Origin of the sequence: Serpens gallinarum, assembly GCF_014836765.1 — a bacterium.
Taxonomy (GTDB): Bacteria; Pseudomonadota; Gammaproteobacteria; order Pseudomonadales; family Pseudomonadaceae; genus Serpens; species Serpens gallinarum.
Genome location: NZ_JACSQG010000003.1, coordinates 74335 through 94964 on the forward strand (window position 1 = coordinate 74335; position 20630 = coordinate 94964).

At 58.3% G+C, this 20630-nt stretch carries 19 protein-coding genes; 3 read left to right on the top strand and 16 right to left on the bottom strand.

Features of this window, described 5'->3' with window-relative positions; all coding sequences use genetic code 11:
* Position 1: 1 nt before the first annotated feature.
* The 12 genes from nuoC to H9642_RS07970 all read right to left on the bottom strand — a co-directional run bounded on the left by nuoC (position 2) and on the right by H9642_RS07970 (position 13914).
* Complete coding sequence (gene nuoC, locus H9642_RS07915; RefSeq protein WP_251835893.1) at positions 2-1783, bottom strand: NADH-quinone oxidoreductase subunit C/D; 1782 nt, start codon at positions 1781-1783, stop codon at positions 2-4.
* 69 nt (positions 1784-1852) lie between these two features.
* Entirely contained in the window at positions 1853-2530 is a 678-nt protein-coding gene (locus H9642_RS07920; protein ID WP_251835894.1) for a NuoB/complex I 20 kDa subunit family protein, read from the bottom strand.
* A 10-nt stretch (positions 2531-2540) separates the two neighbouring features.
* On the bottom strand, positions 2541-2951 hold the full coding sequence (locus tag H9642_RS07925) for an NADH-quinone oxidoreductase subunit A (protein WP_251835895.1): 411 nt from the start codon (positions 2949-2951) through the stop codon (positions 2541-2543).
* Between the two features lie 257 nt (positions 2952-3208).
* The gene (locus H9642_RS07930; protein ID WP_251835896.1) at positions 3209-4804 is read right to left on the bottom strand and encodes an isocitrate lyase; all 1596 of its coding nucleotides are present in this window, start codon (positions 4802-4804) and stop codon (positions 3209-3211) included.
* Positions 4805-5266: 462 nt separating this feature from the next.
* Positions 5267-6022 (bottom strand): secretin N-terminal domain-containing protein, encoded by a 756-nt coding sequence (locus tag H9642_RS07935; protein ID WP_251835897.1) that lies wholly within the window; start codon positions 6020-6022, stop codon positions 5267-5269.
* A gap of 157 nt (positions 6023-6179) precedes the next feature.
* Positions 6180-6605 (bottom strand): GNAT family N-acetyltransferase, encoded by a 426-nt coding sequence (locus H9642_RS07940; RefSeq protein ID WP_251835898.1) that lies wholly within the window; start codon positions 6603-6605, stop codon positions 6180-6182.
* Complete coding sequence (locus H9642_RS07945; RefSeq protein ID WP_251835899.1) at positions 6598-7764, bottom strand: ribosomal protein uL16 3-hydroxylase; 1167 nt, start codon at positions 7762-7764, stop codon at positions 6598-6600. Before H9642_RS07945 ends, H9642_RS07940 begins: the two co-directional genes overlap by 8 nt.
* A 77-nt stretch (positions 7765-7841) precedes the next feature.
* On the bottom strand, positions 7842-9212 hold the full coding sequence (purB, locus tag H9642_RS07950) for an adenylosuccinate lyase (RefSeq protein ID WP_251835900.1): 1371 nt from the start codon (positions 9210-9212) through the stop codon (positions 7842-7844).
* A 118-nt stretch (positions 9213-9330) separates the two neighbouring features.
* Entirely contained in the window at positions 9331-9960 is a 630-nt protein-coding gene (gene hflD / locus H9642_RS07955; protein ID WP_251835901.1) for a high frequency lysogenization protein HflD, read from the bottom strand.
* A complete protein-coding gene (gene mnmA / locus H9642_RS07960; RefSeq protein WP_251835902.1) occupies positions 9957-11078 on the bottom strand; it encodes a tRNA 2-thiouridine(34) synthase MnmA in 1122 nt (373 codons plus the stop codon). Before mnmA ends, hflD begins: the two co-directional genes overlap by 4 nt.
* Positions 11079-11158: 80 nt before the next feature.
* On the bottom strand, positions 11159-11596 hold the full coding sequence (locus H9642_RS07965) for an NUDIX hydrolase (RefSeq protein ID WP_251835903.1): 438 nt from the start codon (positions 11594-11596) through the stop codon (positions 11159-11161).
* Between the two features lie 95 nt (positions 11597-11691).
* Positions 11692-13914, bottom strand: coding sequence for an NADP-dependent isocitrate dehydrogenase (locus tag H9642_RS07970; RefSeq protein ID WP_251835904.1), 2223 nt, complete (start codon positions 13912-13914; stop codon positions 11692-11694).
* A gap of 361 nt (positions 13915-14275) precedes the next feature.
* On the opposite strand from H9642_RS07970, the gene icd reads away from it, so the two are divergent.
* Entirely contained in the window at positions 14276-15532 is a 1257-nt protein-coding gene (gene icd, locus H9642_RS07975) for an NADP-dependent isocitrate dehydrogenase (protein WP_251835905.1), read from the top strand.
* Positions 15533-15597: 65 nt separating this feature from the next.
* Here the strand turns inward: icd and cspD are convergent, their stop codons facing one another.
* Positions 15598-15855, bottom strand: a complete 258-nt coding sequence (gene cspD / locus H9642_RS07980; RefSeq protein ID WP_251835906.1) for a cold shock domain-containing protein CspD — start codon at positions 15853-15855, stop codon at positions 15598-15600.
* Positions 15856-16071: 216 nt separating this feature from the next.
* Here cspD and clpS point away from each other — a divergent pair, with 216 nt between their 5' ends.
* Positions 16072-16431: an ATP-dependent Clp protease adapter ClpS gene (clpS, locus tag H9642_RS07985; protein WP_251835907.1), complete on the top strand. Its 360-nt coding sequence runs from the start codon at positions 16072-16074 to the stop codon at positions 16429-16431.
* Positions 16432-16458: 27 nt separating this feature from the next.
* Positions 16459-18729: an ATP-dependent Clp protease ATP-binding subunit ClpA gene (gene clpA, locus H9642_RS07990; RefSeq protein ID WP_251835908.1), complete on the top strand. Its 2271-nt coding sequence runs from the start codon at positions 16459-16461 to the stop codon at positions 18727-18729.
* 126 nt (positions 18730-18855) lie between these two features.
* Here the strand turns inward: clpA and infA are convergent, their stop codons facing one another.
* The 3 genes from infA to aat all read right to left on the bottom strand — a co-directional run bounded on the left by infA (position 18856) and on the right by aat (position 20596).
* Positions 18856-19074, bottom strand: coding sequence for a translation initiation factor IF-1 (gene infA / locus H9642_RS07995; RefSeq protein ID WP_093113882.1), 219 nt, complete (start codon positions 19072-19074; stop codon positions 18856-18858).
* 101 nt (positions 19075-19175) lie between these two features.
* A complete protein-coding gene (locus tag H9642_RS08000) occupies positions 19176-19883 on the bottom strand; it encodes an arginyltransferase (RefSeq protein ID WP_251835909.1) in 708 nt (235 codons plus the stop codon).
* Positions 19880-20596 carry a leucyl/phenylalanyl-tRNA--protein transferase gene (gene aat, locus H9642_RS08005; protein ID WP_251836154.1) on the bottom strand — a complete coding sequence of 239 codons (717 nt, stop codon included), beginning with the start codon at positions 20594-20596 and terminating at the stop codon, positions 19880-19882. Before aat ends, H9642_RS08000 begins: the two co-directional genes overlap by 4 nt.
* Between the last annotated feature and the right edge of the window lie 34 nt (positions 20597-20630).

Consider the following 20630-nt stretch of genomic DNA (forward strand, 5'->3'; position numbering starts at 1 on the left):
ATCAGCGGTCCACGTCGGCCATAACGAAGTCGATACTGCCCAGGTAGGCGATCAGGTCCGCAATCATGCTGCCGCGGATAACCGCCGGAATCTGTTGCAGGTGCGGGAAGCTGGGCGTGCGGATACGCGTGCGGTAGCTCATGGTGCTACCGTCGCTGGTCAGGTAATAGCTGTTGATGCCCTTGGTCGCTTCGATCATCTGGAAGCTCTCGTTGGCGGGCATCACCGGCCCCCAAGACACTTGCAGGAAATGGGTGATCAGGGTCTCGATGTGCTGCAGCGTGCGTTCCTTCGGCGGCGGCGTAGTCAGCGGATGGTCGGCTTTGTAGGGACCTTCGGGCATGTGATTCAGGCATTGCTCGATGATTTTCAGGCTTTCGCGCATTTCACCCATTTTGACCATACAACGGTCGTAGGCGTCGCCATTGACCGCCAGCGGCACTTCGAAGTCGAAATGCTGATAGCCGGAGTAGGGGCGGGCTTTGCGAATGTCGAAGTCGCAGCCTGTAGCGCGCAGACCGGCACCGGTGGTGCCCCATTCAAGGGCTTCCTTGGTGTTGTAAGCAGCGACACCTTTGGTACGGCCGATCAGGATGCTGTTCTTAAGTGCGGCCTTTTCATATTCGTTGAGGCGCTTGGGCATCCAGTCGAGGAACTCACGCACCAGCTTTTCCCAGCCGCGCGGCAAGTCGTGGGCGACTCCGCCAATGCGGTACCAGGCAGGGTGCATGCGAAAGCCGGTGATGGCTTCAATCACCTTGTAGGCGCGCTGGCGGTCAGTGAAGGTAAAGAAGACCGGCGTCATGGCGCCGACGTCCTGAATATAGGTGCCAAGATAGAGAAGGTGATTCTGGATGCGGAAGAACTCGGCCATCATCACGCGGATGAAGTCGACGCGGTCCGGGACGGTGATCCCGGCCAGTTTCTCCACCGCCAGCACGTAGGGCAGGTTGTTCATCACTCCGCCGAGGTAGTCCACCCGGTCGGTGTAGGGAATAAAGCTATGCCAGCTCTGGCGCTCGGCCATCTTTTCGGCGCCACGATGGTGGTAGCCGATCTCCGGGACGCAGTCGACGATCTCTTCGCCATCCAGTTGCAGGATGATGCGGAAGGCACCGTGGGCGGAGGGGTGGTTGGGGCCGAGGTTGAGGAACATGAAGTCCTCGTGCTCGCCCTGGCGCTTCATCCCCCAGTCTTCGGGCCGGAAGCGCAAGGCTTCCTGTTCCATGTCCTGCTTGGCGGCGCTCAGGCTGTACGGGTCGAATTCAGTCGCGCGTGCCGGGTAGTCCTTGCGTAGCGGGTGGCCTTCCCAGGTGGGCGGCATCAGCATTCGGGTCAGGAACGGGTGGCCCGTGAAGGTGATGCCATACATGTCCCAGACTTCGCGCTCGTACCAGTTGGCGTTCGGCCAGATACGGGTAGCAGTCGGCAGATTCAGGTCGCCTTCCATCAGCGACACTTTAATCATCACGTCGCTGTTTCGCTCCAGCGACATCAGGTGATAGAAGACGCTGAAGTCGGCGCCGGGCAGCCCGCGGCGCTTGGTGCGCAGGCGCTCATCGACGGCGCTCAGGTCGTAGAGCATCACGTACGGCTTGCTGACCTGGCGCAGGGCGCTAAGGACGTCGATGAGCTTTTCGCGCTGCACCCACAGCACGGGCATGCCGGTGCGAGTAGGTTGTTCGATGAAGGTTTCGGCGCCGAAGCGCACATTCAGTTCGGCGACGACATCCTGGTCGTCAGCCCGGTAAGGCGGGATGTACAGAGCACTGCCTGCAGTCATGATCTCGATCACTTTCGGTCAACGGTGGAGTGAGTCAGATGCAGGTGAACAGGCACCTGCGACGCTGGGTCACACTTCGTCTGGGCTGCGCAGGTTGGTAACCTGTATGCGTTGTTCGCGGCGCTGTTCTTTTTGTGACGGCATCTCGGCGCGGTACACGCCTTGATCGCCAACCACCCAGGACAATGGCCGACGCTCCTTGCCAATGGATTCCTGCAGCAGCATCAGCCCTTGCAGAAACGCCTCGGGGCGCGGAGGGCAGCCAGGGATATAAACGTCCACCGGCAGGAACTTATCCACGCCCTGAACGACCGAGTAGATATCGTACATTCCCCCCGAGTTGGCGCAGGCGCCCATGGAAATCACCCATTTTGGCTCTAGCATCTGCTCATAGAGTCGCTGGATGACGGGCGCCATCTTGATGAACGGCGTGCCGGCAATCACCATGAAGTCGGCTTGGCGTGGCGAGGCGCGAATGACTTCTGCGCCGAAGCGGGCAACGTCGTGGGGGGCAGTGAAGGCGGTGGTCATTTCCACATAGCAGCAGGAGAGGCCAAAGTTATACGGCCACAGGGAATTTTTGCGTCCCCAGTTCACTGCGTTATGGAGAACGTCTTCAAGCTTGCCCATGAAGATGTTCTTGTGGACCTGATCTTCGAGAAGTGGATCGGTTACGGTCTCCCGCTGGCCGATCGGATACTGCTCATTCGGAGCATCCGGGTCGATTCTGGTAAGCGTGTATTGCATTGCCAAAGCCTCATTGTTTTAGCTTCGCCTGTCGTTCGCGACGGCCGGAAGGCGCCCAGTCGAGCGCTCCGATCCGCCAAAGATAAACAAGACCCGCCAACAGAATTGCTATGAAAACGGTAGCTTCAATGAGGCCTGCCCAGCCGCTTTCGCGCACTGAAACAGCCCAGGCAAAGAGAAATAGGGCTTCAATGTCGAAGATCACGAAGAGCATCGCGACCAGATAGAATTTTGCCGACAGGCGTAGACGAGAACTGCCGGTGGAAACGATGCCGGATTCAAACGGCTCGTTTTTGCTGCGTCCCCACGCCTTGCTGCCGAGCAGGCTGGAGACTCCGAGCATGAATGCACACAACGCCACAATGCCAAAAATGAAAACGGCAAATGCCCAATTGTGGGAGAGGCTGGAAACATCGGTCATGCCGGACTCCTGTGGGGGACTACTGATGCGTCTATGAGGCGACGCAGAGCGTACCGCCCGTGAAGAGCCAGTAGTGTAGGCTCGATATGAGGGCAAGTAAATTGCCCCTCGGAGCAATTGACTTTGTTCTGTATAGAGGCGCTATTAACTGCCTTTAGCGGCTTTTAGCTCTTTTCGCCCAGTAAAAAGCCCTGACATTGCTGTCAGGGCTTTTGGCTGCACCTTACCAGGCGACTTACGTCGCCCGGCAACCGTCCTTAGTGGAACTGGTTCATGGTGTTGTCCTTGCCACTTGCCTTCAGGGCAGCTTCACCCGCGAAGTATTCCTTGTGGTTGTCACCGATGTCGGAGCCAGCCATGTTCTGGTGGCGGACGCAGGCGATACCCTGGCGGATTTCCTCACGCTGTACGCCCTTCACGTAGGCCAGCATGCCTTCGTCGGCGAAGTAGCCCTTGGCCAGGTTGTCGGTGGACAGGGCCGCAGTGTGGTAGGTCGGCAGAGTGATCAGGTGGTGGAAGATACCAGCCTGAGCAGCACCGTCACGTTGGAAGGTCTGGATGCGGCGGTCAGCCTCGACAGCCAGCTCGGTGTTGTCGTACTCAACGCTCATCAGCTTGGCGCGGTCGTAGGCGGTGACATCCTTGCCTTCGGCGACGAATGCATCGTACACCTGCTGGCGGAAGTTCAGGGTCCAGTTGAAGGACGGGCTGTTGTTGTACACCAGCTTGGCGTTCGGGATGACGTCGCGGATGCGGTCAACCATGGCCTTGATCTGGCCCACGTGCGGCTTCTCGGTTTCGATCCACAGCAGGTCGGCGCCGTTTTGCAGCGAGGTGATGCAGTCGAGTACGCAACGGTCTTCGCCGGTGCCAGCGCGGAACTGGAACAGGTTGGACGGCAGGCGCTTGGGACGCAGCAGCTTGCCATCACGGTTGAGAATCACGTCGCCATTGCCCAGTTCGGCAGGGGTGACTTCTTCGCAGTCCAGGAAGGAGTTGTACAGGTCGCCCAGGTCGCCCGGCTCGTTGGTCACGGCGATCTGCTTGGTCAGGCCGGCACCCAGGGAGTCGGTACGAGCAACGATCACGCCGTTGTCGATACCCAGTTCCAGGAATGCATAGCGGACTGCAGCGATCTTGGCGAGGAAGTCGGCGTGGGGCACGGTAACCTTGCCGTCTTGGTGGCCGCACTGCTTCTCATCGGACACCTGGTTTTCGATCTGGATGCAGCAAGCACCGGCTTCGATCATTTTCTTAGCCAGCAGGTAGGTGGCTTCCGGGTTGCCAAAACCGGCGTCGATGTCGGCGATGATCGGTACGATGTGGGTTTCGTAGTTGTCGATCTGGTTCTGGATGTCGGCAGCCTTGGCCTTGTCGCCAGCTTCGCGGGCTTCGTCCAGAGCGGTAAATAACAGGTCCAACTCGCGGGAATCAGCTTGGCGCAAGAAGGTGTACAGCTCTTCGATCAGATCGGAGACGGCTGTTTTCTCGTGCATGGACTGGTCGGGCAGCGGGCCGAAGTCGGAGCGCAGCGCGGCGACCATCCAGCCGGACAGGTACAGATACTTCTTGTTGGTGGTCTTCAGGTGCTTCTTGATGGAGATCATCTTCTGCTGACCGATGAAGCCGTGCCAGCAACCCAGCGACTGGGTGTAAACGGAAGAGTCGGCGTCGTACTCGACCATGTCCTTGCGCATGATGTCGGCGGTGTACTGTGCGATTTCCAGGCCGGTCTTGAAACGGTTCTGAGCGCGCATACGGGCGACCGATTCCGGGTTGATGGCGCTCCAGCTGTTGCCGTACTGCTCTTTCAGGGCGGCGATAGCTTTGATGTCGTTCTGATAAGCGGACATGGTCAATCCTTTCAAACAAGATATTGATTTGATTACGTACCGACTTTCCCGACTGACAAACCTATCTGTTGAAGGCGTTTGTTGCGGGTGCTGCCGCTGGAGCGCAGAGATGGCGACTGTGGGAGGTAGACAAGAGGGGGATGAAACGAACAAACAAGATCCCGATGTTTCTGCTCGGCACGCACAGGCTTCGCTTGGCTTGGGTCTTGCGCTGAATCAATCGCTTCCCCGTCCCTGAGGACGACCTCGTTCCAGTCGCAACCTCGTCGATCGCCCGGTAAGGCTGAATCGGCACTAAGCGGCTCGGCTGGTTGGCTGGAGCGCGCTCAGGAGGCCCTGTTTAGAGCCTCTGGTTAGCGGGAGCGAGGGCATCATGCTATGGAAAAAAGGCTTCGTCAAATGTTTTGTAGTGTTTTTTGTCGGGCACTACATAATTCGTGTGCCGCTGCTGGGGACTGCCTTTTAAGGAATCACATCGACCTTCACGCGCAAGATGAAGTCATCTGGCGAGCCGGTTGAACGGCGCACAACGGTGCCGCCATGCTGTGCTCTGTAGGACTCGCCTGAGCTGCCGATCAAAATCCACTCACCCAACGGTCCGCTTACGCGTGTGTCGGCTTGGCGGGAGTTGATGATCTCGCGGGAGCTCTGGTCCAGGCTGTCATGCTGGCTGCTGAGTGCAAGGTGCACGATGTCACCGCTGAGTCTGGCGGTCACATACAGTCCGCGGGCCAGATCACGGTGTTGGGTATCGGCATACAGCTCTCCGTAGGGGCCGCTGGAAAACGAGGTGATCGGTATGCTTTGGCCCGTCTGGATCAGTGCGGGATAGCCTTCGCTGGCGTGGACTTGCTGCACCTCACCGTTGCGGGTGGTGCTGTGATTAATGATTCGCAGTGGAGCTCGGGAATGATCGGGGCCTTTGATGTTGTATGTGCCACTCTCCTGGCTTGAGACACTGATCAGCAGCCGTCGGGCAGGGGCGTCCAGCTGTTCGGCAAGTTCGCGCAGCTCGCGCATTTTTTCAGGCGTGCTAGTAACGATCAGTTGATTGCCGTAAGCGGTGACGCTGCCTTCCCCGTTCAGGACGGCTTGTGCCGCTGGAAGAAGGTCTTCAGCAAGACGGTGCTTGAGAGGTAGCAGCTCCGTGGCGGCCTGGGTAGACAGGCTGGCGCACAGAAGCAGGGTCAGGGTGCAGAGCTGAGTGCGCAGGTTCATCGTAGGGCGTCCTTATTCGCGGGTGCCCCGTCAGCATACTGCGTGAATGCAGCCTGAGACAAAGCGAACCAAGGCTCAGTGGTACTGACGATAAGCCGCGGCGCAGGAAGCCCCCGCCGGGCATTGTCTGTTTGCCTGGCGGGATGCTGGCTTATGCTTATTGGCTCTGGCGTACCATGTCGACATGAGGGATGCCGGCTTCGAGGAACTCGTCGCTGACAATGGTAAACCCCAGTCGCTCATAGAAGGCGGTGGCGTGTACCTGGGCGGTAAGAAACTGGCGCTGCAAGCCGCGTCGTTCGGCCTCGGCAATCACCGCCTTCATCAGCTCGGCGCCGATGTGCAGACCTCGCCAATCCTTGAGCACCGCAACCCGGCCGATGTGTCCGTCGGTGAGGAGGCGTGCGGTACCGATCGGGTAATCACCTTCGCAGGCAAGGAAGTGTACGGCGCCCGCATCTTCGGCGTCCCACTCCAGTTCCGGGGGTACGGCTTGCTCGGTGATGAAAACCGCTTCGCGGATGCGCTGTAGATCAGCGTTATCCCTTTGCCAGTCGGCAAGGCGTATATGGATATTATTCATGGGCGAATTCCAGGCTTCCCTGTTTGATCAGTTCGCAGAGCAGATCACGTCCCTCTTCATCGCTCAGCCACTGGGCAAGATTATCCGCGTGCAATGCGTCGGCTGAGCAAACCAGCTTGAGCAGGTCACGCAGATGAGTGGGCAGCAGGCGGCTCTGGCCGCTGGCGAACAACAACAGCCCTACATCGATTTCACTCCAGGCCAGGCGAGCGCTGGGGTTGCGAATCAGGACTGCGCCGTCTTCCAGGTCTGCGAGCAGATCTTCAGCTGTGGTTTCCGGGCCTGCGACGCGTTCAGGGTAGCGCGGTTCGGTCATGAACTGGCCGAACCAGGTCATCAGCAGGCGTTCATCGCTCATGTGCTCGGTCAGCAAGTTTTTCAAGCGTACCAGGGCGTCGTTCTGAATCTGCGAAGGGTCGTCCTGGGGTTCCAGGTCGGCGTCACTGTAGCGCTCTTCATCCGGAATGAACTGGGCGAGAAAGTCGGTGAAGTGGGTCAGGACTTCGCTGGCGCTCGGTGCGCGAAAACCTATCGAGTAGGTCATGCATTCATCTTCGGCAGTGCCGAAATGCGCCAGGCGCGGGGGCAGATAAAGCATATCGCCGGGTTCAAGTATCCAGTCCTCGGTGCCTTCGAATTCGGCGAGGATTTTCAGGTCTTGATGATCCAGCAGCGGGCTTTCGCTGTCGCACATCTGGCCGATGCGCCAGCGACGTTTGCCGTATCCTTGCAGCAAAAATACGTCGTAGTTGTCGTAATGCGGGCCGACGCCGCCGCCGGGCGCGGCGTAGCTGATCATCACGTCATCGATGCGCCAGTTGGGAAGGAAGCGGAACTGTTCCAGCAGTTCAGCGACTTCCGGGACGAATTGGTCGACCGCTTGTACAAGCAGGGTCCAGTCGCGCTCCGGCAGGTGCTGGTAAGTATCTTCGGCGAACGGGCCGCGGCGCAATTCCCATGGTTGCTCGCCGTGCTCGAGAACCAGGCGGGATTCGATTTCTTCCTCGAGCGACAGGCCAGCAAGTTCGTCAGGCGAGATCGGGTTTTCAAAATCCGGAATGGCCTGGCGAATCAACAGCGGTTTTTTCTGCCAATAATCGCGCAGAAATTCGCGCACGCTCATGCCGCCCAGAAGTTGAAGTGGTGTATTAGAAGTCATGGTTAAGACCTTGCTCTTACGTAAGAGCTAAAAATAAAAACGCCCGGCTGAGCCGGGCGCGGAAGTCATTTCGGCACTCAGATGCGTTTGGCCTGCACCACAGCGTTGCCGATGTAGGCAGCCGGGGTCAGCTTACTCAGTTCAGCCTTGGCTTCGGCGGGGATATCGAGGCCGCCGATAAAGACCTTCAGAGCTTCCGGGCTGATGCCCTTGCCGCGGGTCAGTTCTTTGAGTTTTTCGTAGGCGTTTTCCACCGCATAGCGGCGCATGACGGTTTGCACCGGCTCGGCCAGTACTTCCCAGCAGGCGTCCAGGTCTTCAGCGATGCGCTGAGTGTTCAGCTCCAGCTTGCTAATGCCCTTCAGGGTGGCCTCATAGGCGATGACGCTGTGGGCGAAGCCAACGCCCAGATTGCGCAGCACGGTGGAGTCGGTCAGGTCGCGCTGCCAGCGGGAAATTGGCAGTTTGCTGGCCAGGTGTTGAAGTACCGCGTTGGCGATTCCCAGGTTGCCTTCGGAGTTCTCGAAGTCGATCGGGTTGACCTTGTGCGGCATGGTCGATGAGCCAATTTCGCCAGCGATGGTGCGCTGTTTGAAATAACCGAGGGAAATGTAGCCCCAGATATCGCGATCGAAATCGATCAGAATGGTGTTGAAGCGCGCAATGGCATCGAACAGCTCGGCAATGTAGTCGTGCGGCTCAATCTGGGTGGTGTAGGGGTTCCAGCTCAGGCCCAGGTCGTTCTCAATGAACTCGCGGGCATTGGCTTCCCAGTCGATGTCCGGGTAAGCGCTGAGGTGGGCGTTGTAGTTACCAACGGCGCCATTGATCTTGCCCAGTAGCGGTACGGCCGCAACCTGGGCGATCTGACGCTCGAGGCGATAGACTACGTTAGCCAGCTCCTTGCCCAGCGTGGTCGGCGATGCCGGCTGGCCATGGGTGCGTGACAGCATCGGGACGTCGGCGAACTGCACGGCCAACGCGCGAATGGCGTCGGCCAACTGGCGCATCAGCGGCAGAATCACATCGTCGCGACCTTCACGCAGCATCAGGGCGTGGGACAGGTTGTTGATGTCCTCGCTGGTGCAGGCGAAGTGGATGAACTCACTGACAGCGGCCAGCTCGGGTAGCTGCTTGGCCTGCTCCTTGAGCAGGTACTCCACAGCCTTCACGTCGTGGTTTGTCGTGCGTTCGAACTCTTTCACGCGCTCGGCGTGCTCTATCTGGAAATTTTCAGCCAGTTGGTCGAGCAGTCCATTGGCGGCTGAAGAGAAAGGAGCGATTTCCGGAATGCCAGGGTGAGCGGCCAAGCGCTGCAGCCAGCGTACTTCGACCAGAACACGGCTTTTGATCAGACCGTACTCACTGAAAATCGGGCGCAGAGCGCTGGTTTTGCCGGCATAGCGGCCATCGACGGGGGAGACCGCAGTGAGCGAAGAAAGCTGCATGGGTATTCTCTGGAAGTCGGGGGCGGAAAAAGGGCGCATATGATACCTGAAAGCAAGGGGGTATTGGCGGGCAGGTATCAGGCGCGGTTCGTGTTACGAGCGGTGCGGGTCTGAAAACCTAGCTTTCATTGCCGCGTAGCAGGGGGTAAAGCTCGTTGAGCAGCTTGCGGCGACTGAAGACCAGCTGCCAGCGATGACCGCCCAGCTGCCGCCACAGGCGTGCCGAGCGAATGCCGGCAAACAGCAGTGTGCGGATTTTCGCCGCGTTGCCGCTCTGCTGCAGGAAGCGTGTGTCGCCTTGCACCTGAATGCGCTGGCGAAAGGTGCTCAACGTGTCCTGATACAGCGCGCCAAATGAGGCGATGACGTTGTCATGGCTGACGCCGAAGTGCTGCACCTGTTGTTCGATCTGCTCCAGTCGGCTGCCAATGATGTCCTGCAAATCTCCGCGTTTATCCAGTTGCCGCTCCAGTGCAAGCATGGCCAGGGTATAGCGCAAGGGGTCGCGTTGCAGGTTGGTTGGCGAGCGCTCCAGAGTACTTGCCAGGGCGCGGTATCCGTCACGCAAGTACAGATCGTCGCCTCCGTAAACCGCCAGGGTGTTTTCTGGGTTGCGTACGAGCAGACTGCCTACCATGCAGGCCAGGGCGGGCTCGCTGCTTTGTCCGGTACGGGCAATCCGGTCGACCTGAATGGCGGCATTGAAGACTGCGCTCAGGGCAACCAACTGCTCTTGTAATGGCGTCATGCCGATACTCCGTTTCGCGAATGCCAGGGTTCAGCGCTCTCGATCACACCGCCGCCGAGGCAGACTTCGCCGTCGTAGAACACCACGGACTGGCCGGGTGTTACAGCGCGTTGCGGTTCATCGAATTCGACGCGATAGCCCTTGTCGGTGGCGTGCAGGACGCAGGGCTGGTCGTTCTGACGGTAGCGCACCTTGGCGGTGAGGCGTTTCGGTGCGCTAAGGTCGATCGGGTTGACCCAATAGATGTCCGAGGCAAGCAGGGCGCGTGAAAACAGCCAAGGGTGGTCATTTCCCTGACCGACAATCAGTACGTTGCGCGATAGATCCTTTTCCAGCACGTACCAGGGCTCATCGCCGGCATCCTTGAGTCCGCCGATGCCCAGGCCCTGGCGCTGGCCGATGGTGTGGTACATCAGGCCGTGATGACGGCCAATGGTCTCGCCTTCGGTCGTTTCGATATTGCCGGGCTGGGCAGGGAGGTACTGCTTGAGAAAATCGCTGAAGCGGCGCTCACCAATAAAGCAGATCCCGGTGGAGTCTTTTTTCTTTGCCGTCACCAGGCCGTACATTTCGGCGATGGCGCGCACCTGAGGCTTTTCCAGTTCGCCTACCGGGAACAGTGTCTTGGCGATTTGTTCACCGCCTACGGCATGCAGGAAATAACTCTGATCCTTGTTTGGATCCAGGCCTTTTAGCAGTTCGCTACGCCCGTCGAGGTCGCGACGACGCACATAGTGGCCGGTGGCGATCAGCTCGGCGCCTAGCGTCAGGGCGTAGTCGAGAAAGGCTTTGAACTTGATTTCGCGGTTACACAGAATATCGGGATTCGGTGTGCGGCCTGCCTTGTATTCTTCCAGGAAGTGCTCAAAGACATTGTCCCAATATTCTGCAGCAAAATTGGCGGTGTGCAGCTTGATGCCGAGCTTGTTGCACACCGCCTGGGCGTCGGCCAGGTCTTCGCGTGCGGTGCAATATTCCGTGCCGTCGTCTTCTTCCCAGTTCTTCATGAACAGGCCTTCGACCTGGTAACCCTGCTCCATCAGCAGCAAGGCAGATACGGAAGAGTCCACACCGCCGGACATGCCGACGATGACGCGAGTAAGAGTTGGATTGGGCATGGGACCGAAATAATGACAGCGGAAAGCGGCGATTCTACCAGATAAGCACCGTTGCAAACGCCGTATGGGCTTGCGAGGGGTTAGCGAATCAGACCAAGCGAAAAGTGCTCGCCGCCCAGGTAATCGTCGATGCAGCGCAAGACCAGCTCGCTGCGCCAGTGAGCGCGCTCGGCCAGCAGTTCATCGCGGGTCAGCCAGCGAGGGCCGATGATGCCATGGTCCAGCGGGCTGTCGGGCAGGTGGCGCAAGGGGCGCGCGCTGAAACAGACGCGTTGGTAGGTGACGCCGTTACTGGGTGCGGTGTAAAGGTAGATACCGGTCACTGCGGTCAGCTCGACCTCCCAACCGGTTTCTTCCAGGGTTTCACGCACGGCGGCCTGGAGCAGGGTTTCGTTGGCTTCGAGATGTCCGGCAGGCTGGTTGAAAACCGCCTGCCCGCCCGCCAGTTCCTCGACCAGCAGGAAACGTCCCTGGTCTTCGACAATGGTGGCGACGGTGATGTGGGGTTGCCAGTCCATGTTGAGTGTCTCGTCAGTGGGTTTTGGGGCCTGGAAACAAAACCCCCGGCAAGGCCGGGGGTTTTGTGCTTTCGCCAGAAGCTGCGCGCGTTACCTTAAACCAGTGCGTCGATCACTGCATTGAAGGTGTTGCTCGGGCGCATGACCTTGCTGGTCAGTTCCGGGTTGGCGCAGTAGTAACCGCCGATCTCGGCAGGCTTGCCCTGGGCCTGGTTCAGCTCGGCAATGATGGTCGCTTCCTGCTCGCTCAGTGCCTTGGCCACAGGTGCGAAGTGAGCGGCCAGAGCGGCATCTTCAGTCTGTGCTGCCAGGGCCTGGGCCCAGTACAGTGCCAGGTAGAAGTGGCTGCCGCGGTTGTCGATCTCGCCGACCTTGCGCGACGGCGATTTGCCGTTGTCCAGCAGTTTGCCGGTGGCTTCGTCCAGGGCTTTGCCTAGCAGCTTGGCCTTGGTGTTGTTGGTCTTGATGCCGGTTTCTTCCAGGGAGACGGCCAAGGCCAGGAATTCACCCAGGGAATCCCAGCGCAGGTGGTTCTCTTCAACCAGCTGCTGTACGTGTTTCGGTGCCGAGCCGCCGGCGCCGGTTTCATACATGCCGCCGCCAGCCATCAGCGGGACGATCGAGAGCATTTTTGCCGAGGTGCCCAGTTCCATGATCGGGAACAGGTCGGTCAGGTAGTCGCGCAGTACGTTGCCGGTCACCGAGATGGTGTCCAGGCCACGGATCAAGCGCTCCATGCTTACGCGAATGGCTTCGTTGTAGTCCATGCAACGGATGTCGAGGCCGGTCAGGTCGTAGTCCTTGAGGTACAGGTCAACCTTCTTCTTCAATTCGCGATCATGGGCGCGCTCCTGATCGAGCCAGAAGATGGCCGGAGTGTTGGACTGGCGGGCGCGATTGACGCCTAGCTTGACCCAGTCGCGGATCGGGGCGTCCTTGGTCTGGCAGGCGCGCCAGATATCACCGGCTTCGACTTCGTGCTGGATCATCACGGTGCCGTCTTCCAGGGTCACGCGCATGATGCCGTCGGCAGCCATTTCGAAGGTCTTGTCGTGGGAGCCGTATTCCTCGGCCTTCTGCGCCATGAGACCAACGTTGGAGACCGAGCCCATGGTGGTGGGGTCAAAGGCGCCGTTGGTCTTGCAGAAGTTGATCATCTCCTGGTAGATGCGGGCATAGGTGCTTTCCGGCATCACTGCCTTGGTGTCTTTCTGCTTGCCGTCGCGGCCCCACATCTGACCGGAGTTACGGATCATTGCCGGCATGGAGGCATCAACGATCACATCGCTGGGAATGTGCAGGTTGGTGATGCCCTTGACCGAGTCGACCATGGCCATTTCCGGGCGATGGGCATAGGTCTCGTGGATGTCTTGCAGGATTTCTTCCTGCTGGGCGGAGGGCAGCGACTTGATCTTGTCGTAGACGCTGGACAGGCCGTTGTTCGGGTTGACGCCGATTTCTTCAAACAGCTTGCCGTGCTTTTCGAACACGTCCTTGTAATAGACGGTCACGGCGTGGCCGAAGACGATCGGGTGGGAGACCTTCATCATGGTCGCCTTGACGTGCAGGGACCACATGACGCCGGTTTCCTTGCAGTCCTGCAAGGTTTGCTCGAAGAAGGCGCGCAGCTTGTTACAGCTCATGAACATGCCGTCGAGAATTTCGCCTTGCTGAAGGGACAGCTCCTTCTTGACTTCGACCTGGCCGTTTTTGCCAACGAATTCAATGCGGACCTTGCCAGCTTTGTCCATAGTGAAGGACTGTTCGCTGGAGAAGAAGTCGCCGCCGCGCATGTAGTCTGCGTGGGACTGGGACGCCATGCTCCACTTGCCCATGGAGTGTGGGTACTTGCGTGCAAAGGCCTTGACCGCGGCGGGTGCGCGACGGTCGGAGTTGCCTTCACGCAATACCGGGTTTACCGCACTGCCCAGTACTTTGCTGTAGCGAGCGCGGATCTCATGGTCGGCGTCGCTCTGCGGGTCTTCGGGGAAATCGGGGATCTGGTAGCCCTGGGCCTGCAGTTCGGCGATCGCGCCCTTGAGCTGGGGGATCGAGGCGCTGATGTTGGGCAGTTTGATGATGTTGGCTGCCGGCGAGGTGGCCAGTTGCGCCAAGTAAGCAAGATCATCCTGAATCTGTTGTCCGTCGAGTTTGTCTGCAAAGGCGGCGAGGATCCGGGCGCCTAGAGAGATATCGCGGGTTTCGACGTCAATGTCTGCTGAGGAAGCGAAGGCTTTTACGATGGGGAGAAGCGAGTAAGTGGCGAGGGCAGGGGCTTCGTCGGTGAAGGTGTAGGTAATCTTCGAGCGATTGGACATCAGAGTAGGACTCTCTCTCTTGCGGTGCGGGCACGGATCTCGAGGCGCGCCGGATAAGGCGCTTCGATTCAATGATGGATTGAAGCGAAGTCGAGATGTCGCCCGGTGATATTGGTGGCACCAGTAGCCTGTAGCACAGTCGAACCATGGTGGCGGCTCAGCCGGTTCAGGGCCGGTTGCCGAAGGGAGGCAAGGCGGCCCTGATGACAGTTATGTCACGGCGGCGGAGTATACCATTGGTCCTCCATGCCTGAAGAGTGGCCTTATACCTTCGACTAACGAAGGAGAGGTTTTTTTGTCCGGCGCGATTGGGTACGCTCGGGCAGTTGCAACCCGGTTCAACAATCACACGGAGTCCAGCATGGGATACCAAAAGATCCAGGTGCCTGCTAACGGTGACAAAATTACCGTTAATGCCGACATGTCGCTTACTGTACCGAACAACCCGATCATCCCCTTCATCGAGGGCGATGGCATTGGTGTTGATATCAGTCCGGTCATGATCAAGGTAGTGGATGCAGCCGTCGAGAAGGCGTATGACGGTCAGCGCAAGATTGCATGGATGGAAGTTTACGCCGGCGAAAAAGCCACCACCGTTTACGATCAGGACACCTGGCTGCCCAAGGAAACCCTGGAAGCTGTGCGCGATTATGTGGTTTCCATCAAGGGTCCGTTGACCACGCCTGTCGGCGGCGGCATTCGTTCCCTGAACGTAGCCCTGCGTCAGGAGTTGGATCTGTATGTGTGCCAGCGTCCGGTACGCTGGTTCGAGGGCGTGCCCAGCCCGGTGAAGAAGCCAGGCGATGTGGACATGATCATCTTCCGCGAAAACTCGGAAGACATTTATGCGGGAGTCGAGTGGAAAGCCGGCAGTCCGGAAGCAGAAAAGGTCATCAAGTTCCTCACTGAGGAAATGGGTGTCACCAAGATTCGCTTCACCGAAAACTGCGGCATCGGCATCAAGCCGGTTTCCCTGGAAGGCACCAAGCGCCTGGTGCGCAAGGCTCTGCAATACGCCGTGGACAATGATCGCAGCTCGCTGACCATTGTTCACAAAGGCAACATCATGAAGTTCACTGAAGGTGCCTTCAAGGAATGGGCCTATGAAGTGGCGCGCGACGAGTTCGGGGCCGAGTTGTTGGATGGCGGCCCGTGGATGCACTTCAAGAACCCCAATACGGGCAAGACCATTGTGGTCAAGGATGCGATCGCTGATGCGATGTTGCAGCAGATCCTGCTGCGACCGGCTGAATATGACGTGATTGCCACCCTGAACCTGAACGGCGACTACCTATCTGATGCGCTGGCTGCAGAAGTGGGCGGTATCGGTATCGCCCCGGGTGCCAACCTTTCAGACAACATCGCCATGTTCGAAGCAACCCACGGCACCGCGCCGAAGTATGCGGGCCAGGACAAGGTGAACCCCGGCTCGCTGATTCTTTCGGCGGAGATGATGCTGCGCCACATGGGCTGGGTTGAAGCTGCTGATCTGATCATCAAGGGCACCAATGGCGCCATTGCCGCGAAGACGGTCACCTATGACTTCGAGCGCTTGATGGAAGACGCCACGTTGCTATCCTGCTCGGAATTCGGCGATGCTCTGATTGCTCATATGTAAGCCAAGCGATGGGCGATAAAAAGCCGGCCCAAAGGCCGGTTTTTTATTGTGCATGACACGAAGCCTCAGGCGTCTTCGGTATGTGCGCTCAGGGTTGGGCTGGAAGCGACAACTTCAACGGCAGCCGAGCGGATATTCACGGCATGAAGGCCCTTAGGACCTTGCACAATGTCAAAGTTGACGGGTTGACCTGCTTTGAGGGTCTTGTAGCCGTCCATCTGAATGACCGAGTAATGGGCGAACAGGTCCTCATCTCGGCCGTCTGCGACGATGAAACCGTAGCCCTTGGCGTTGTTGAACCACTTGACCTTACCGCTAAGCATGCTGATATCCCTCTGCATAGGACTCCATCACTGGAGTATCATCGACTTCAATTCCATGTGAGGCCGAACTGCCGTGGCATGGAACCCCGGATACCCGAAAGTGGGTATTCCTTGTTTGTATCACCGATTCTCTGATAGTCAAGGGAAGCCATTGGCTGGCTGCGAAGCGAGTCAAATCTCTTCAATTTCGACCCAATGATGAAGCACTGTCACGGCATGTATTTACGCAATCAGATTCGACTAACATTCAATCAGGATCGCCCCGCTTCCCATGAGGGTGATTCGGACCTGCTCGTGCAGGAGGCCAAGCCGAAGCTGGAGGCGCCTCCGTTGTACAAGGTCATCATGTTCAACGACGACTACACACCCATGGATTTCGTTGTCGAAGTGCTTGAGGGTTTTTTTGCACTGAACCGGGAGCTGGCGACTCAGGTCATGCTCAGGGTTCACACTGAGGGACGTGCTGTGTGTGGGGTCTATGCTCGTGATATCGCCGAAACCAAGGCGGAGCAAGTCAATCAATACGCCAGGGAGTGCCAGCATCCGCTACTCTGTGAAATCGAGAAGGACGGCTGAAACGGCCGCTTGGGATGAGGTGAAGCCATGTTAAATCGAGAGCTCGAAGTCACCCTCAATCTGGCTTTCAAGGAAGCACGCGCCAAGCGCCATGAGTTCATGACGGTTGAGCATTTGCTGCTTGCATTGTTGGATAATGAGGCTGCCGCCACGGTGCTGCGTGCGTGCGGCGCCAACCTCGATAAACTTCGCCATGATCTGCACGAGTTTATCGATTCCACTACTCCACTGATTCCGCAGCATGATCAGGAGCGTGAAACACAGCCGACGCTGGGTTTTCAGCGCGTGTTGCAGCGGGCTGTCTTTCACGTGCAAAGCTCCGGCAAGCGTGAAGTCACCGGGGCTAATGTGCTCGTTGCCATCTTCAGTGAGCAGGAAAGCCAGGCGGTGTTTCTGCTCAAGCAGCAGACGGTTGCCCGCATCGATGTGGTCAATTACATCGCCCATGGCATCTCCAAAGTGCCGGGGCATGCCTCCCATGTCGATAATGATCAGGATTTGTCGGACGAGGAGGGTGGCGAGCCCGCTGCTTCCAGCAGTCCGCTGGATGCCTACGCCAGTAATCTGAATGAGCTTGCCCGCCAAGGGCGGATTGATCCGCTGGTGGGACGTGAGCAGGAGGTCGAGCGGGTCGCGCAGATTCTGGCTCGGCGTCGCAAGAACAACCCCCTACTTGTGGGCGAGGCCGGTGTCGGCAAGACAGCCATTGCCGAAGGCCTGGCCAAGCGCATCGTCGACGGTCAGGTTCCTGAGCTGCTTTCGCAAAGTGTGGTGTATTCCCTGGATCTGGGAGCGCTCTTGGCAGGCACCAAGTATCGCGGCGATTTCGAGAAACGCTTCAAGGCGCTGCTCAACGAGCTGCGCAAACGCCCCCATGCGATTCTGTTCATTGACGAAATCCATACCATCATCGGTGCCGGAGCGGCTTCTGGCGGCGTGATGGATGCCTCCAACCTGCTCAAGCCGTTGCTTTCCTCGGGTGAGATTCGCTGCGTTGGCTCGACGACCTTCCAGGAATTTCGCGGCATCTTCGAAAAGGACCGGGCCTTGGCTCGGCGTTTTCAAAAGGTCGATGTGGGTGAGCCGTCGGTGGAGGATACGATCGGTATCCTGCGCGGCCTGAAAGGCCGTTTCGAGCAGCATCACCAGATCGAGTACAGCGACGAGGCGTTGCGAGCGGCGGCCGAGCTGGCGTCCCGCTACATCAATGACCGGCATATGCCTGACAAGGCAATCGATGTGATCGATGAGGCGGGCGCTTATCAGCGTCTGCAGCCGGAGGACAAGCGTGTCAAGCGCATCGAAGTAGCTCAGGTCGAGGATATCGTCGCCAAAATCGCGCGCATTCCGCCCAAGCATGTCTCCAGTTCCGATAAGGAACTGCTGCGCAATCTTGAGCGGGATCTCAAGCTCACCGTGTTTGGTCAGGATGAAGCTATCGATTCTCTGGCGACGGCGATCAAGCTTTCCCGGGCAGGGCTCAAGGCGCCGGACAAGCCGGTGGGGTCGTTCCTGTTTGCCGGGCCTACCGGCGTCGGCAAGACCGAGGCGGCCCGTCAGCTGGCACGGTCGTTGGGTATCGAGCTAGTGCGTTTCGATATGTCCGAATACATGGAGCGGCATACCGTATCGCGCTTGATCGGGGCGCCGCCTGGCTATGTAGGTTTCGATCAGGGTGGTTTGCTGACGGAGGCGATTACCAAGCAGCCCCATTGTGTGCTGCTTCTCGACGAAATCGAGAAGGCGCATCCGGAGGTCTTTAACCTGCTGTTGCAGGTAATGGATCATGGCACGCTGACGGATAACAACGGGCGCAAAGCGGATTTTCGCAATGTGATCGTGATCATGACAACGAACGCCGGGGCAGAGACCGCGGCGAGGGCCTCTATCGGCTTTACGCTGCAGGATCACTCGTCGGATGCCATGGAAGTCATCAAGAAGAGTTTCACACCGGAGTTTCGCAACCGTCTGGACACGATTATCCAGTTCGGTCGATTGAGTCATGAAGTAATCAAGAGCATCGTCGACAAGTTCCTCACCGAACTTCAGGCGCAGCTAGAAGACAAGCGCGTGCAATTGGACGTCAGCAACGCGGCGCGCGGCTGGCTGGCTGAGCATGGCTACGATGTACAAATGGGAGCTCGACCCATGGCACGGCTGATCCAGGAAAAGATCAAGCGTCCTCTGGCGGAAGCCATTCTGTTTGGAGAGCTAGCCGAGCACGGTGGTATCGTGCACGTTGACCTTGAGGCCGGAGAGCTGACCTTTGATTTCGAGACGGTAATCGAGACGGCTTGATTAATCGGCTACCAAATCACGCCCGGCCAGTCCGGGCGTTTTTTTAAGTGCTTTTGGTGTTTTGAATAAATGTCAGGCAAACGAAAACGCCCGGCATAAGCCGGGCAATTTTGTCTGTACGGTCTGTCAGCGGGCGCGGTAGGTGATGCGTCCCTTGCTCAGGTCGTAAGGCGTCAGCTCGATACGAACCTTGTCACCGGTCAGGATGCGGATGTAATTCTTACGCATTTTGCCCGAAATATGCGCGGTAACGACGTGCCCATTTTCCAACTCCACGCGGAACATGGTGTTGGGCAGGGTGTCGACGACAGTGCCTTCCATTTCGAAGCTGTCTTCTTTCGACATGCAATAGTGCCCTCGGTGTTCTATGAATAGCCGGACTCCATTGGGGACCCAGCAAAAGCGGCGTGCATTGTGCCCGAAAATGACACGTTACGCCAAGGCCTTCAGGTCAGACTGACCCAGCGCTGATTGATTAGCAGCTCAAGTGGCCGATATTCGGTCTTGTAATTCATCTTCCTGCAGTTTTTGATCCAGTACCCCAAGTAAAGATCGGCAAGGCCGAGACGTGCGGCCTCATCGATTTGCCAGAGGATGGCGAAACGTCCCAGGCTGCGGCGTTCTTCGTCAGGGTCGTAAAAGGTGTAAACCGCAGAAAGCCCATTGGGCAGGACGTCGGTAACGGCAATGGCGACGAGCCGATCACCCAGACGAAACTCGTAAAAGCGCGCAAAAGATAAGTTGCGCACCAGAAACGTCTGGAATTGCTCGCGACTGGGCGGGTACATATCGCCATCCGCATGGCGCTGCTCGATGTAGTGGGCGTAAAGCGCGTAGTATTCTTCGGTGAAGTGGGGGCGTGCCGAACGGACGCGCAGGTCGGCATTGCGCTTGAAGATACGACGCTGCTGGCGATTGGGCCTAAATCGTTCCGCATTTATGCGTGCTGGTGTGCAGGCATTGCAGTTCTGGCAGTGGGGGCGGTAGAGGTGGTCACCGCTACGGCGAAAGCCCAGCTCTGAAAGCTCGGCATAAACATGCGCATCCATTGGCTGGCTGGGATCAAGAAACAGCGTCGTCGCCTGCTCGCCTGGGAGATAGCTGCACGCATGGGGCTGGGTAGCATAGAATTTCAGGCGAGCCAGCTCGGTCATGGATCGAACCTCATTGAACCTGAGGGACAGTGTATGCCAGGCCAATTGGCGTCGCTCGCCTGATCAAGATGGCGATGCAGGTAGGTGGCGAAAACGTCGCGGCTGATCGAGCGCGCCCCGAAGCTGAGCAGATGTTGGGTTGGCATTTGACAGTCGATCAGTACGAAACCCCACTCTTTGAGCTGGCGGACCAAGGTTACAAACCCGACCTTCGATGCATTATCGGCATGACTGAACATAGACTCACCAAAGAATAGCTGTCCCATGGCCAGCCCGTAGAGGCCTCCGACCAGTTGGCTTTCTTGCCAGACTTCGACGGAGTGAGCAATTCCTCGCTGATGCAACGTTGCATAGGCGTGCTGCATAGGGTGGGTGATCCAGGTATCGTCGGTATCACGGCGAGGGCCTGCGCAGCCGGCCATGACCTCGCTGAACGCGTGGTCAAAGGTGACCCGGTAGCGCTGCTGGCGTAGACACTTGGTCAGGCTGCGCGAAACATGCAAGTCATCCGGGAACAAGACGGTACGCGGATCAGGGGACCACCACAGAAGTGGCTGGCCCTCTTGATACCAGGGGAAACAGCCATGCCGATAAGCCTGGATCAGGCGTTCCGGGCTCAAGTCGCCACCAGCCGCCAGCAGGCCGTTGGGTTCATGCAGGGCGCGATTCAGTGGGGGAAACTCGAGTGAGTTGCGATCAAGCCAGGTCAGCATGGTCAAAGAGTAGAGCGGTCGATAACGACCGCCT

Excerpts from the sequence above, each read along its gene's own strand:
- clpS (WP_251835907.1), top strand. The coding sequence starts at position 16,072 with ATGTATTTACGCAATCAGATTCGACTAACATTCAATCAGGATCGCCCC.
- infA (WP_093113882.1), bottom strand. The coding sequence starts at position 19,074 with ATGTCGAAAGAAGACAGCTTCGAAATGGAAGGCACTGTCGTCGACACC.
- H9642_RS07965 (WP_251835903.1), bottom strand. The coding sequence starts at position 11,596 with ATGGACTGGCAACCCCACATCACCGTCGCCACCATTGTCGAAGACCAG.
- H9642_RS07935 (WP_251835897.1), bottom strand. The coding sequence starts at position 6,022 with ATGAACCTGCGCACTCAGCTCTGCACCCTGACCCTGCTTCTGTGCGCC.
- mnmA (WP_251835902.1), bottom strand. The coding sequence starts at position 11,078 with ATGCCCAATCCAACTCTTACTCGCGTCATCGTCGGCATGTCCGGCGGT.
- H9642_RS07930 (WP_251835896.1), bottom strand. The coding sequence starts at position 4,804 with ATGTCCGCTTATCAGAACGACATCAAAGCTATCGCCGCCCTGAAAGAG.
- aat (WP_251836154.1), bottom strand. The coding sequence starts at position 20,596 with ATGCTGACCTGGCTTGATCGCAACTCACTCGAGTTTCCCCCACTGAAT.
- H9642_RS07945 (WP_251835899.1), bottom strand. The coding sequence starts at position 7,764 with ATGACTTCTAATACACCACTTCAACTTCTGGGCGGCATGAGCGTGCGC.
- icd (WP_251835905.1), top strand. The coding sequence starts at position 14,276 with ATGGGATACCAAAAGATCCAGGTGCCTGCTAACGGTGACAAAATTACC.
- clpA (WP_251835908.1), top strand. The coding sequence starts at position 16,459 with ATGTTAAATCGAGAGCTCGAAGTCACCCTCAATCTGGCTTTCAAGGAA.
- H9642_RS07940 (WP_251835898.1), bottom strand. The coding sequence starts at position 6,605 with ATGAATAATATCCATATACGCCTTGCCGACTGGCAAAGGGATAACGCT.
- nuoC (WP_251835893.1), bottom strand. The coding sequence starts at position 1,783 with ATGACTGCAGGCAGTGCTCTGTACATCCCGCCTTACCGGGCTGACGAC.
- H9642_RS08000 (WP_251835909.1), bottom strand. The coding sequence starts at position 19,883 with ATGACCGAGCTGGCTCGCCTGAAATTCTATGCTACCCAGCCCCATGCG.
- H9642_RS07970 (WP_251835904.1), bottom strand. The coding sequence starts at position 13,914 with ATGTCCAATCGCTCGAAGATTACCTACACCTTCACCGACGAAGCCCCT.
- hflD (WP_251835901.1), bottom strand. The coding sequence starts at position 9,960 with ATGACGCCATTACAAGAGCAGTTGGTTGCCCTGAGCGCAGTCTTCAAT.
- H9642_RS07920 (WP_251835894.1), bottom strand. The coding sequence starts at position 2,530 with ATGCAATACACGCTTACCAGAATCGACCCGGATGCTCCGAATGAGCAG.
- cspD (WP_251835906.1), bottom strand. The coding sequence starts at position 15,855 with ATGCTTAGCGGTAAGGTCAAGTGGTTCAACAACGCCAAGGGCTACGGT.
- purB (WP_251835900.1), bottom strand. The coding sequence starts at position 9,212 with ATGCAGCTTTCTTCGCTCACTGCGGTCTCCCCCGTCGATGGCCGCTAT.
- H9642_RS07925 (WP_251835895.1), bottom strand. The coding sequence starts at position 2,951 with ATGACCGATGTTTCCAGCCTCTCCCACAATTGGGCATTTGCCGTTTTC.